Here is a 13699-nt window from a genome sequence, read left to right as displayed (position 1 = left end):
CTGGTACAATTTACAAGACTTATGAAAATTTATACAATGCGATAAAATTTTTTAACAAGGATGAGAAAATGATCGCAAAAACAGAGGGCATAAAAGTGATGCCAATGCAAACTAAAATTTTAAATTCTGGCGCAAACTTTTATGAAAATAACTTCACAAATACAACTTTAATTTTTCCTTTTTACGCGAAGAAGTAAAACAACTTCTAATCTCCAAAACAAGAGCAATTTAGCTTTTATTTTAAATTTAATTTATAGTTAAGAGAGTTTTATATGCAAAGTGAAAAAACAGAAATTTTACTTGATGAAGTGAATGAAACAATAGATTCTATATTTAGAACCTGTAATAAAAATGGTGGAACAAAGAAAGCTTTGGAAAATAGAAAGCTAAATAAAGAAATTTTAAAAGATAAATTTGCATCGATCTTTTTAAAATTTGACCAGATAGACGATGATGATTTTAAAAGCACAGTTCTTGCAAGTGATGAAACAAAAGAGCTAAGCGATATGGTAAAAGCATTTGAAGCTGATAAAGATATAGACTTGCCAGAGCTAGAGCGAGCGATAAATTTTAACCTTACTAGAATCAAAGAAGCAATCTATAAATTTCAAAACAACAACTAAAAGCTGGTGAGAGAAAAATCTCACACCAGATACTGCTAATAACTAAATACCTCCGGATCAATAACCATCGCCCTATAAGCAACATCATCTCTTGAAGCAGAGTCCACGTCCATCTCAAATTTGATCTCATTTGTCTTTGGATCGATCTCAACTAAGACCATTTTGATAGTCTTATCAGGACGGAGCAAATTTACATTTGAGCTTGAGATGAAGTAGGTATTTTTATCCTTTTGCCACTCGACGTTGCTAGTGACTGCGCTATAAAAGTCAAAGCCACGCTCCTTACCAAACTGCCAAGTTTGCTCAACCGTGCCCTTTTTCTCATCTATCTTGTACTCAACCGCACGTGAATATTTATCCTCTTTAAAGGCTGGCTGCTCCATGCCTCTTGCATCGCCATTGTCAAAGACGCTTAGGTGTTTTACACTGCCTTTGTTATCATATCTTGGTGTTAGCCATGCAGTGTGCTGAGTCCATGACCAGTCAAATTCGCCCTCGCATTTTGAGTTTTCGCATTTTATCTTATTGCCTTTGCTGTCAACTGGAGTTAGTACTTTGGCTTTAAATTCTTCACTCCAGCCCTCAGGCGAAGCTAATATCCATTTTACTTTTTTATCGCGGCCGATTTTAACTATGCCTTGGTGGCGAAGTGAGAGGATAATGCTATCGTCGCTCTCATCATATGAGATAGAGTTTACGTGAGCCCAGTTTCTACCTGTACCAGTAGAGGTGATGTCGCCAAATGGCTGATCATCACTTATTTTTATCTCTTTTGCGTCCATATCGATGTTTAGGCAAACAGCTCTTGCATCAAGTGCTTTTATGAGGTTGCTACGGTAGACGTTGTTGCCAAAAATTTCATTTAAATCCCACTCTTCGACCACCTTACCGGTGCTATCGACCTCGATGATGTGGTCTCTTATAGTGTGAGAAATTTTGCCATCTTTGTGGTGGTAGTTGTATTTGCCAACTCTAAGAAGTGCGTGATCATCCTTTAATGGCATAACTTCGTGGCTTAGATCGATATAGCCTCTTGGGAGCGGGCGGTTGTAAATTTCTTTTCCCATAAGGTCGTATCTTAGATATCTTTGTGCCATACCAAAGCTGATATCACCGTTTTTTAGCTGATGAAAGCCCATCATCATGCCTCCATCCATTACTCTTCTCTCGCTTCGGTCGTAAAATTTCTGATAGTCAAGGTACCATCTGACTTCGCCTTTGGTATCTACGATGTAGTTTTCGGTAAAGTCGTTCCAGCTAGCAGCTCCGCCATTCTTCCAATCAAGTGGTTTATAGACACTTGTGATCGTGTTATTTATGAGATAGAGCCTGTTTTTGAAAGCAGGATCGACCTTTTTTACGCGAGTTTTTTGCATGTGTGAGAACCTATAGTCGCGGCTATATGTGACGATAGGTTGGGCGTAAATTTTATATGTTTCTACCTTTTTGGCTCCGTTAAATGTATAGCTAACAACAACTTCGTTTAGATAGTCAGAATAAAGCCCCCAAACAGGCACGCCGTCATGTGTGAGCAGGGCATGCTCTGAGACGTTGTAGTCGATGTCGATACCACCATCTGGCTTACCTTTTACTTTGACGTGGATATCTTTGATGTCTTTGCCAGCTCTATCGATGATAGCAGTTAGAGGTGATACGTCATATGGATTTATAAAGACTGATCCAAGCTCACCTTGAACCTTTACGTGATGAGCCAGGACTCCAGCCTCTAGTGGCGTGATGCCTATACTAAGACCACTAACCAAAACAGCCGCAAGGGCAACAGAACCTAAGAAATTCTTGCTCATTTTTGCTCCTTTAATAAAATTTAATGATATCTTACTACCCAAATTTCACACAGAACTAACGCTTATATGAAAAGTGGCTTAAATAAATTTATAAAGAAGTCGTTTTAAAGAGTAAAAATAAAAAGAAGAATTTAGGAGCAAAAGCCCCTAAATTTTAGTTATTTGCGTCAAATTTCTTAAGAGAAAAAAGAACAAATTTATAGCTAGCAAATAGTGTCACTGGCCAAAGTATCAAAAAAATTCCTGCTTCTAACATCTTTTATCCTTAGTATGCGTGATGATCGTTTTTGATCTCGTCTTGCGTGATCTTCTTGCTATCTATCGCTCGCCAAACGACGATGATATAAGCAAGCACTACTGGCACTAGCAAACTAACATAGGCCATAACGCCAAGCGTATAGTGGCTTGAGCTTGCATTCTTGATAGTTAGCGAGCTAGAAAGGTCGCTAAATGACGGATAAAACGCAGTGCCATTTAGGCCTGTTATCAAAAATAGTGCAGTCACAGCAAGCGTAACGCCAACGCCGTAAGCAAAAATTCCACGAATGCTTTTTGTAAATGCCCCTTGGAAAATTCCAACAAGTACCAAAACAACACCAACAAGAAGCAATATACCAACGATAGGCATCTCGATCAAATTTATAGCGTATTTGTAAGGCATAAGGCTAACTACGCCATTTGCGTCGTATGCAAAGCCATCTTTTGTAAGTATCCAAGCAAGAAAGCCTAGGAAAAATGGCAAGAATAGTGCGGTATTAACAAGCAGTTGCTTTCTGGCGTTTTGTATAAATTCGCCGTCCGCAATGTTATTTATAAGATATAAGCAGCCGCCTACGCGAGATAGGAAAAACATCGCTATGCCAAGCAAGTACAAGTAAGGATTTGCCAATGCTTCAAGACCGCGAAATGGAGTCTTCCACTCGACAAAGTTGTGCTCATTTAGCATAAAGTCGCTACCGCTAAAAAAGGTACTAACCGCCATGCCAATAAGGATAACGCCAAGTGAGCCATTTATGAAAAGGAAAATTTCATAAGTTCTAGCGCCTAAGAAGTTATCAGGCTTTTTGCGGTACTCGTAGCTTACAGCTTGGATGATAAAGCAAAATAAAATAGCCAACCAAACCCAGTAGGCACCACCAAAGCTAGTAGCGTAAAATAGTGGAAACGCCGCAAAGCACGCACCACCAAACATAACAAGCGTCGTAAATGTAAGTTCCCATTTTCTACCGATAGAATTTATGAGCATATCTTTTTTAAGCTCGTCTTTGCCAAGGCTAAAGATGAGCGACTGGCCGCCTTGAACAAACATCATAAAGACTAAAAGTCCGCCAAGAAGGCTAACTATAAACCACCAATAAATTTGTAAATTTTCTAAGCTTAAACTATGCATGGTCGTTAAATCCTATCTTTATTTGCTTAAGCATGATTTTGATCTCGGCAATCAGCAAGACCGTAAATAAAACAGCAAATAATATAAATGAAATTTTGATATTTGAGTCAGATAAATTTGTAGCTCCAACGCCAACGGTCATGAGATCTTGTATCACCCATGGCTGACGACCGACCTCTGCTACTATCCAGCCAGCCTCAGCTGCGATGTAGCCAAGCGGTATGGTAAAGAGGCAGATCCACAAAAACGCTCTTATGTTTTCAAATTTATATTTTCTTGAGAGATTTAGATAGAGCGTAATAGCAAAAAGAGCTATGAAGTAAGTGCCAAGAGCGACCATGATATGGAAGCTATAAAATGTAAGCGCAACTGGTGGCACAGCCTCTTTTGCGTCTTTAAGATAGCCATATCCTAAGAAATTTAGGTTACTTTCTAAATTTGAAAGAGAAGTTTTCATTAGGCTCTCGTCATTTGCTTTTTTGGCTTCTTTGTAGTTTTTGAGAGCTTCGATAGCTACTTTGCCTTTTGCCATCTTCTCTTCTACGCTTATTAGATTGTGCTCGCTATTGCCATAAAGTAGGTCATTTATACCTGGTGTAAATGAGTCAAGCTCTCTGTTTGCCATAATGCCAAGTGCGTAAGGCACCTTTATCTCAAGCAAAAATGGCTCGCTCTCGTCGCCAAGCTCTTTAGCTAGGTTTAAAATACCAGCGGCAACTAGACCAGCGTTTTTCTCGCCATTATAAAGTCCCTCCATTGCAGCAAGCTTCATAGGCTGCTTTTGAGCTGCAAGATATGCGCTCTCATCGCCACTAAGCAACAAAAATGCCGAAGTGATAAGGCCAAATGCGCTAGCAACGACGATACTTTTTTTAGCTAGCAAGATGTGGCGTTTTTTGATTAAAAACCAAGCAGAAATTCCTATCACAAAAAGAGCCGAGATGGTGTAGCCGCTAGTTACTGTGTGTAAAAATTTGCTAATGCCAAGAGGATTTAGCGCAACTTCGAAGAAATTTTCCATCTCCATTCTGGCGGTATCTGGGTTAAATTTCATGCCTATTGGGTACTGCATCCATCCATTTGCGATCAAGATCCAAAGCGCGCTTAAATTTGAACCGATCGCGACAAGCCAAGTTGAAAGCAGGTGAAATTTCTTGCTGACTTTATCCCAGCCAAAAAACATAATGGCAAAAAATGTACTCTCCATAAAAAATGCGAGCAAGCCTTCAATCGCAAGTGGAGCGCCGAAGATATCGCCGACAAACCAGCTGTAATTTGCCCAGTTTGTACCAAACTCAAATTCCATGATGATGCCAGTAGCCACACCGATAGCGAAATTTATACCAAAGAGCTTTAGCCAAAATTTCGTTATCTCAAGCCATGCTTTATCGCCAGTTTTGACATATATCGTCTCCATGATAGCGATGATAAAACTTAGTCCCAGAGTAAGTGGGACAAACAAAAAATGGTAAATGGCGGTTAGCGCAAACTGTGCCCTAGACCAGTCGACAAAATCCATCTCAGACATTTTATTCCTTTATTAAATTTCGAATTACAAATTCGCTTTTTTCTTCTTCGGTTTGAAATTTGGTATTAAGAGTCTCGTCAAAGATGAAGACCTTTAAAATTCCAAACATAATGATAAGCTTTATTATTATGAGAAGCCACAATTTCTTGCCTATTTTCATGTTTTTAAAGCCGTCTACATATAAAGAGGCGATGTTTTTTAAGCAGTTTTTTATCATGATTTTTGAAGTCTATAACAAAAAGACTTAAAGAATAATTTTTAAAATTTGCACGATTAATGCCTTACTAAATATTTAAGGGGTATAATCGGCAGATAAAAAAATAACTAAAGTTAAGGAAAATTTTGATGGCAAAAGAGACGAAGTATATTTTTATTACAGGTGGCGTTTTAAGCTCACTTGGAAAAGGCATCGCAGCTGCGTCTATCGCGACATTGCTAAAAAATTCTGGACTAAAGGTGAGTGTTTTAAAAGCTGATCCATATATAAACGTAGATCCAGGCACGATGAGCCCGCTAGAACACGGCGAAGTCTTTGTCACAGACGATGGTGCGGAGACAGACCTAGATCTTGGCCACTATGAGAGATTTTTAGATGAGAGCCTAAGTCAAGATAATAACTTCACAACTGGTAGAGTTTATAGCTCAGTGATCGAAAAAGAGCGCCGTGGCGACTACCTTGGAAAGACTATACAAGTGATCCCTCACATCGTTGGCGAGATAGTTGATCGCATCAAAAAAGCAGGCGAAGGCAAAGACGTGCTCATCGTTGAGATCGGTGGAACAGTTGGCGACATCGAGGGACTACCATTTTTAGAGGCGATAAGAGCGCTAAGAGTAGAAGTTGGCAAAAAAAGAGCGCTAAATATCCACCTAACGCTTGTGCCATTTATCAAAGTAGCTGGCGAGCTAAAAACAAAGCCAACCCAGCATAGCGTAGGCGAGCTAAGACGTATAGGTATAACGCCAGATATCATCATCTGCAGATCTGAAATGCCACTAAACCGCGAGCTAAAAGATAAGATCGCAGCAAGCTGTGGTGTGGAGAAAAACTGCGTTATAGAGAGCTTAGATAGCGCAAGTATCTATCAAATTCCACTTTCATTTTTAAAGCAAGACATACTAACTCCAATCGCTGAAAATTTAGGCTTTAATGAGCTAAAACCAGACATGGCAAAGTGGGATAGCCTAGTAAAAAGAATAATCGCTCCAACAAATGAAACTACAATAGCATTTGTGGGTAAATATATCGATCTAAAAGAGAGCTACAAGAGCCTAACTGAGGGTATTATCCACGCTGGAGCAAATTTGGATGCTAGGGTAAATTTACGCTGGATAGATAGCGAAAAGATAGAAGAGAACAATGTAAATGAGCTTTTAAAAGACGTTGATGGTATCTTAGTCGCTGGTGGCTTTGGTGAAAGGGGCGTTTTAGGCAAGATGCAGGCTATAAAATTTGCTCGTGAAAATAAGATCCCTTATCTTGGAATTTGCCTTGGTATGCAGCTAGCACTCATTGAGTTTGCAAGGGATGTTTTAGGCTTAGAAGATGCAAATTCTATGGAATTTGACAAAGAGTGTAAAAACCCTATCATCTATCTAATCGATAGCTTTATCGACGCTCATGGCAAAAAACAGATAAGAACGCACACAAGCCCACTTGGCGGCACGATGAGGCTTGGAGCATATAACTGTGAGATAAAACCAAAGACACTTCTAGCTGAAATTTATGGCAATGCAAAGAGTGTAAAAGAGCGTCACCGCCACCGCTACGAGGCAAATCCAAAATATAAAGAAATTTTTGAGAAAAATGGTCTTTTGGTAAGCGGTGAGAGCGATGGACTTATAGAGGCTATCGAGCTAAAAGGCCATCCGTGGTTTGTGGGCGTGCAGTGTCATCCTGAATTTACTAGCCGTCTAACTAAGCCAAATCCTGTGATATTAGGCTTTATAAAGGCAAGTTTAGAAAACGTTAAATCTTAAATTTAGAGCCATCTGGCTCTAAAAATTCTTTTAAAATTTTGCTGTTTTTATTAAATTATTTATCAAATAAATCCCACTACTTGCCATAAATTTTTAAGGACAAAAATGAAAACTCTAATCATCTTAGCACACCCTGACATCCAAAACTCGTTCATAAACAAACGCTTGCTACAAGAGGCTCTCAAAGAGCCGCAGCGCTTTAGCGTTCATGATTTGACGCAGTTTTACGGGGGCGGCGACATTGACGCCGCGCGCGAGCAAGAGCTCATCAGAGCCCACGACGCCCTCGTTTTGCAGTTTCCGCTTCACAACTTCTCCTGCCCTCCGATTTTAAAATCGTGGATCGACGCGGTGATGACGCACGGCTTTGCCTATGGGCGCGACTCAGACGGCATAGCGGGACGCAAGGTAGCGTTAGCCGTTACCGCAGGTATCAAAAAGAGCGACTACAGCCCGCAAGGACGCTATCATTTTAGTCTTCGCGAGGTTCTTACGCCGTTTGAGCTTGCGTTTAAATACTATTTTCACGCCGATTACCGCGACTTTTTCGCATTTTACGGCGCCGAGGAGACTCCGGGCGTGGACTACGTATCAAGCGACAGCGAAATAGAACACGGCGCCAGAGAATACGCGGAGTTTTTGAAAAATTTGGAGTAAATTTTTACAAAAATGGTTTAAACTTTATGGTATAAACCATTTAAAAATTTATAAATTTGATTGTATAAATTTTGCTAATGCTTACTATTTTTGGTGCGTTAAATTTGTAAAGACTATCAATTTAACAAAGCTTTTAAGCTTGCCATTTGCCCTAAAATCTTACTTTTATTTAAAATTATAAGAAATTAAATTTCAAAAAGATATAATCCAAGCATTCAAAATAAAGACGAAAGATTGCGATGAGAAAGAAATATTTTTATAGCCAAATTTTTGGCAATATGGGTGTAAATTTAAGTAAACAAGTGGCATTAAATAAAGTTGGCAAGTTCTTTAAAAATTCTTGCCAAAACCATGCTAAATAAAGAGGATATAAGGAATTTACTAGCGCATAGATTTTGTAACGACATACATAAAAAAATTAGTGAAATTCCGACACCAAGTGCCTTAAAAGATATCTATAAAGGCGCTAATCGCATAAAAGAAGCGATCGGGAAAAACGAGCGAATAGCCATTGTGGGCGATTATGATGTCGATGGTGTTGTTTCAAGCGTTATTTTGGCTGAGTTTTTTGATGATCTTGGCGTGAAAGACTACCTAGTAAAAATTCCAAATAGATTTAAAGATGGATATGGGCTAAATCCTGAGATAATAGACGAACTCTCAGCCGATGTAAGCTTGATTATAACCGTTGATAACGGCATCTCTGCAAACGATGCGGCCATTATCTGTAAAGAAAAAGGCATCGATCTTATTATTACAGATCATCACATGCCTCCAGCTGTTCTCCCAGAAGCTTATGCGATCATTAATCCAAAACAAGAAGACTGCAACTTCCCAAATATCGAAATTTGTGGTGCTGAGGTCGCTTGGTATTTGGTTGGAGCGTTAAAGGATGTTTTTGGGCTAAATTACGATATGAGCAAATTTCTAGAGCTTTTAGCTATCGCGATAATTGCTGATATGATGGAGCTAAGAGATATGAATAGAATGCTTGTTCGCCTTGGCATTTGTAAGCTAAATGCGTCTAAGCGTTCCGCATTTCACGCTATAAAAGAGTTTTATGGTAAGGAAAAATTTGAGTGTGACGATATTAGCTTTCTTATAGCTCCGCTTATAAATTCAGCCGGACGCATGGACGATGCGATGAATTCATTTAACTTTTTGCGTGCTAAAAGTATTGAAGAGGCTTACAACTACCTTGATACGATCATTGAATTTAACAACTCCAGAAAAGAGGAAGAGCGCCAACTCTTTGAGTGCTCGCTAAAGGACGTAAAAGAAGACGATGAAGTCATTATCACTTGGGGTGAGCAGTGGCACGAGGGTGTGATAGGCATCGTAGCTAGCCGCCTAGCAAAGCACTTTGCAAAGCCAGCTATCGTCTTTAGCATCGATAAAGGTCGTGCAAAAGGTAGTGCTAGAAGCATTGGTAAGCTTGATATATTATCTCTCATAGCAAGCCACGAAAATTTACTAACAAGCTATGGCGGTCACAAAGGAGCGGCTGGACTTACGCTTGCACCTGAAAATTTGGTGAAATTTAAAGAAGCGATAAATAAAAGCTGCTCTTGTTTAAATATGCAAGAGTGTAAAAGCTCGGACGAGCTACTTGGCGACATAATGCCAAGCGAGATAGACTTTGAACTGCTTGAAATTTTAGAATTTTATGAGCCGTATGGACAGAAAAACCCTCGTCCGGTCTTTAAGATAAAAAATGCTCTTGTTAAAAACGAAAGACTTATAGGAAGAGATCAAAATCACCTAAAGCTCATCTTGCAAAAGGATAATAAAACACTTGAGGCTCTATTTTTTAACTTTACAAGACATGCTAGAGTTGGCGAGATGATAGATATTATTTTTTGTATATCAAAAAATTCATTCCGCGGACTTGTTACTCCACAACTACTCATAAAAGAGATTTTATAAATTTTATCTCGGTTTTATAATGCTAAAATTTTAATAAAACCGAGATTACTTCGGTTTTAATTCGCTAAAATCGTTTCTTTATATATTTAATGCAGTCCAACTAAAATAATACTATTTGAGCCAAATTTCTGTATTGTAAAATTAATGTTATATAAATATTTATACTTTATTTAAGTTCATTTTTGCTTTAATTTTAATTTTAAATATTAATTTCATAGAACTAAACATGAAAATTTCTTACGTTTTAGCATTTGCTTTAGTACCAAATTTAATGCTTGGTGTTGAAGAAACGATAGACTTGGCTCCGGTTACCGTTTCTGCAAAGATACAAAAGTCCGTTCTTGACGAACCGACAAAGGCTCAAATAGTAGGCAAAGGCGCGATACTGGAAAACAGAGACATCGCTAAATCGCTTTTAAATTTGAGCGGCTTTACAATGGAGCGTAAGGGCGGAGGCGGCAGCGAGGTTTATTATCGTTCGCAGACGGCGGCTAGGCTGCCGGTGCTGATCGACGGTAGCACGCTAAACGGCGGCTGCGGCATGCGTATGGATACGCCCATCACCTACATCTCGGCGCAAAACTACAGCTCGGTTCGTATCGTAAAAGGCCCGCAAGACGTCAGATACGGCGCGCTCATTAGCGGCGGTATATTTTTCGATAGAGAGATAGCAAGGCTATCTAAACCGAGCTTCGGAGGAAACGTAAGCGTGCTGGGCGGTAGTTTTAGAAGATTTGAAACTGCCGCGGACGTAGCGGCGGGCAACGAGCTGGGAAGCTTAGAAATTTCTGGCGGACACTACCAGAGCGGCGATTATAAAAGTGGTGACGGACAGAAAATGCATACGCACTATAAACGTAACAGCGTCTCGCTCGTAGGCACGTTAACGCCCACGGATACTACCGCCTTGCAGCTAAGCGCGGACCTGGGTAATGGAGAAGCGGCGTATGCCGATAGGATGAGAGACGGCATACAATTTGACCGTAAATCTTTCGGACTAAAATTTGAACAAGACGTCGGCGAGCACAAGATCAGTCTAAGCTCGTACTATCATCAAATCGATCACATAATGGATAACTTCACCATGCGTCCGGTGGTGCCGGGTACGGGGCGCGGCAAAGGATATAGTATCAGTCACCCGATACGCGATATGTACGGCTTTAAGCTAGAAGGCGAGCTAAATTTCGATAATCTAACTAGCTTCATCGGCGCGGGATACTCTGAAGATACGTTTAAATGGCGAGGTGCCGGAAGCGGTATGATGGGCGTAACTAAAGCCGAAATGGACGCCGCCCTATCAAAGCCGCACGTAAAACAGCGCAAGGTAACGTATAAAACTATATACACTCAAAACGAATACATCCTTGAAAACGACTATGGGCTTTTTGGCGGACTTAGGCTGGACGCGGGCGAGAGGAAGCAGCTACTAACGCATAAAAGTAGGAGTGAAAATTTATTCTCCGGCTTTTTTAGATACGAAAAATATCTACAAAATTTAACGCTTTATGCGGGACTAGGCCACGCGCAAAGGTTACCGGATCACTGGGAAACGAATAAAGACGATAATCTCAAGCTAAATAAAGAAAGAAACACGCAACTAGACTTTGGTACCGTGCTAAAAGATAAAAACTACGAGCTAAACGCGAATTTCTTCGTCTCGAAGATGGATGATTACATAATGATAAAGTATAACCCTATGGGTATGTCTTCAAGCGTATTTAATACCGATGCTTTACTATACGGCGGCGAGATCGAGGGCGATACGCTACTGGCCGATATATTTAGACTGGGGGCGGGCGTATCCTACGTCTACGGCAAGGTGACTAAAAACGCAGGCGGCCTAAAAGACGGCGACGCGCTGCCTAAGGTTTCTCCTCTAACGTTTAAACTAAGCGCCGGCCTAGAAAAGCCAGACTGGTTCGTCAAAGCCGACTTCTACGCTAACGCGTCGCAAAACCGCGCGCAAAAAGGCTACGGCGACGTGGGCGGCATGGACCTGGGCAAGAGCGATAGCTTTTGGACGCTGGGGCTAAGCGCGGGCTATAAATATAAAAATTATCAATTCTTGCTAGCGGCGGAAAACCTAAACGACGCCAAATACGCCTATCATAACTCAAAAGGCGGCTACGGCGGTGGTATCGCAGGCTACGAGACTATCCCGAACGGCACGAGGCTTTATGAGCCGGGCAGAAGTTTTTGGGCGAAATTTAAGGTGCATTTTTAGGGCGTAACTTAATAAATTTAGCATGGCTATGGGCTTAGGATCTGCCCTAAAGCTGTGCTAAATTTAAGTATTTTTACTCTTATCTTCTTAATAATACTCACACTTACTACATTTGCTATTAGTAATAAATTGACACTTGGTATAAAATTTCTTATTAAATTTTAAAGCCAAAGGATGATTAAAATAGGGCTTTATTAAATTTAAATTTTATATAGATTAAAAGCTTAGATGTAAAATCTCAGAAATTTTTTAAAGGAGAGGTATGAAAAATTTACTTGTAAAATCAAGCTTAATTCTAGCTTTGGTAAGCTCAGTTGCACTAGCTCAAGGTGCATTTGTTGGTGGTGAAGGTGATTATTCGTTTAACTCAAAAATCAAAACAAAAAACATAGCAAGTAGTGAGAAAAACAACTTCAAAAAAGGTCACTATGGTCTTGGCTTTTATAGCGGTTATGATTTTGACAGCTATAGAGCTTATGGCGGTTATTATTATGACTTTAAAGCTAGGAAAAATGCTGGTGAATCAGATGCAAAATGGAGTAAGCATAAATTTTTAGGTGGTGTTGATTATACGCCAAATATCACTGAAAATTTTAAAGCCGTTCTTGGCGGATACACAGGTCTTGGATATTTGAGTGTTAGAGAGAGATTTGAAAATGAAACGAGCAAGAAAAATTTCAAAGGTTTGCTAGTCGGTGCAAAAGCGGGCGGTATCTACTCATTTGATGAGCATAACGCGATCGAGTTTGGCTTAAAAGCTGATAAGACTTTTTATAAGAAAAATAGCGGAGCTCAGCTAAGAGATACGACTATAGGAATTTATACAGGCTACACTTATAAATTCTAACATTTAGGCAAGGCTTAGGCTTTGCCTAATTTTGGACTACTCTCTACCTTCAAGAAGTGGCACAAAAAGGCACTCATCTAAGTACTCTTTTTCTAAATTTCCATCTTTATCTTTTTTAAATTTAGCGATAAATTGCTTGCCATCCTTCTTCATTGGAGCTACTAAAATTCCACCATTTTTAAGCTGTTTAAATAAATTTGGCGAGATCTCATCAGCAGCTGCCGAGAGCAAGATACGATCGAATGGTGCGTAGCTTCGCCAGCCGTTGTTGCCGTCATCATATCTTACATGTACGTTTTTTATTTTTAGTACCTCGAAGCGTTTTTTTGCCTCCATGGCCAGTTTCTCTATTCGCTCGACACTAAAAATTCTATGTGCAAGTTTGCTTAAAATCGCTGCTTGATAGCCACTGCCACAGCCTATTTCTAGGATATTGTCCATATTTTCGCACTCTAGTGCCATCGTCATTTTTGCCACAGTTAGTGGCGAGCTGATCCACTGGTTGCCCAGTATGGGCTGAGCGTCAAGTTTATAAGCATGGGCGGTGATGGGTACGAAAATTTCGCGTTCGGTTGTTGATATCGCGTCAAATAAAAGTGGGCTTAGTGTGATCTCGTCGGCTATGTCGCTAGCTAAATTTTGGCATTTTATCGCTTCTAGTTGGGTCAAAATTTATATCCTAAATAAAAATTAAATCGTTATTATACGATTTAAAACTT

12 protein-coding genes are annotated in these 13699 nt (G+C 39.9%); 7 read left to right on the top strand and 5 right to left on the bottom strand.

Annotated features, from left to right (window positions below):
• Together F3G69_RS09320 and F3G69_RS08045 are read left to right on the top strand one after the other, a co-directional pair.
• A partial coding sequence (locus F3G69_RS09320; protein WP_188115354.1) for a hypothetical protein occupies positions 1–197 on the top strand: 197 nt, incomplete at its 5' end.
• A gap of 75 nt (positions 198–272) precedes the next feature.
• On the top strand, positions 273–623 hold the full coding sequence (locus F3G69_RS08045) for a hypothetical protein (protein WP_103577176.1): 351 nt from the start codon (positions 273–275) through the stop codon (positions 621–623).
• Positions 624–658: 35 nt separating this feature from the next.
• On the opposite strand, the gene F3G69_RS08040 is transcribed toward F3G69_RS08045, so the two are convergent.
• The 4 genes from F3G69_RS08040 to F3G69_RS08025 form a co-directional block, all read right to left on the bottom strand.
• The gene (locus tag F3G69_RS08040) at positions 659–2428 is read right to left on the bottom strand and encodes an aryl-sulfate sulfotransferase (protein ID WP_149714938.1); all 1770 of its coding nucleotides are present in this window, start codon (positions 2426–2428) and stop codon (positions 659–661) included.
• Positions 2429–2693: 265 nt separating this feature from the next.
• A complete protein-coding gene (locus F3G69_RS08035; RefSeq protein ID WP_149714937.1) occupies positions 2694–3818 on the bottom strand; it encodes a cytochrome d ubiquinol oxidase subunit II in 1125 nt (374 codons plus the stop codon).
• The gene (locus F3G69_RS08030) at positions 3811–5346 is read right to left on the bottom strand and encodes a cytochrome ubiquinol oxidase subunit I (RefSeq protein ID WP_149714936.1); all 1536 of its coding nucleotides are present in this window, start codon (positions 5344–5346) and stop codon (positions 3811–3813) included. Before F3G69_RS08030 ends, F3G69_RS08035 begins: the two co-directional genes overlap by 8 nt.
• A 1-nt stretch (position 5347) precedes the next feature.
• Complete coding sequence (locus tag F3G69_RS08025; RefSeq protein WP_149714935.1) at positions 5348–5563, bottom strand: DUF4492 domain-containing protein; 216 nt, start codon at positions 5561–5563, stop codon at positions 5348–5350.
• Positions 5564–5691: 128 nt separating this feature from the next.
• On the opposite strand from F3G69_RS08025, the gene pyrG reads away from it, so the two are divergent.
• From pyrG to F3G69_RS08000, 5 genes are all read left to right on the top strand, one after another.
• Positions 5692–7326, top strand: coding sequence for a CTP synthase (gene pyrG, locus F3G69_RS08020; protein WP_084109918.1), 1635 nt, complete (start codon positions 5692–5694; stop codon positions 7324–7326).
• 105 nt (positions 7327–7431) lie between these two features.
• Entirely contained in the window at positions 7432–7983 is a 552-nt protein-coding gene (locus F3G69_RS08015) for an NAD(P)H-dependent oxidoreductase (protein WP_149714934.1), read from the top strand.
• A gap of 351 nt (positions 7984–8334) precedes the next feature.
• Positions 8335–9909 carry a single-stranded-DNA-specific exonuclease RecJ gene (gene recJ / locus F3G69_RS08010; RefSeq protein ID WP_149714933.1) on the top strand — a complete coding sequence of 525 codons (1575 nt, stop codon included), beginning with the start codon at positions 8335–8337 and terminating at the stop codon, positions 9907–9909.
• 226 nt (positions 9910–10135) lie between these two features.
• On the top strand, positions 10136–12133 hold the full coding sequence (locus tag F3G69_RS08005; RefSeq protein ID WP_149714932.1) for a TonB-dependent receptor domain-containing protein: 1998 nt from the start codon (positions 10136–10138) through the stop codon (positions 12131–12133).
• A 262-nt stretch (positions 12134–12395) separates the two neighbouring features.
• Positions 12396–12980, top strand: a complete 585-nt coding sequence (locus F3G69_RS08000; RefSeq protein ID WP_149714931.1) for a hypothetical protein — start codon at positions 12396–12398, stop codon at positions 12978–12980.
• Positions 12981–13016: 36 nt separating this feature from the next.
• Here the strand turns inward: F3G69_RS08000 and F3G69_RS07995 are convergent, their stop codons facing one another.
• Positions 13017–13649 carry a protein-L-isoaspartate(D-aspartate) O-methyltransferase gene (locus tag F3G69_RS07995; RefSeq protein ID WP_149714930.1) on the bottom strand — a complete coding sequence of 211 codons (633 nt, stop codon included), beginning with the start codon at positions 13647–13649 and terminating at the stop codon, positions 13017–13019.
• Between the last annotated feature and the right edge of the window lie 50 nt (positions 13650–13699).

This window comes from Campylobacter concisus (genome assembly GCF_902460625.1).
Lineage (GTDB): Bacteria > Campylobacterota > Campylobacteria > Campylobacterales > Campylobacteraceae > Campylobacter_A > Campylobacter_A concisus_AD.
This window is presented reverse-complemented; position numbering and strand designations above follow the sequence as displayed.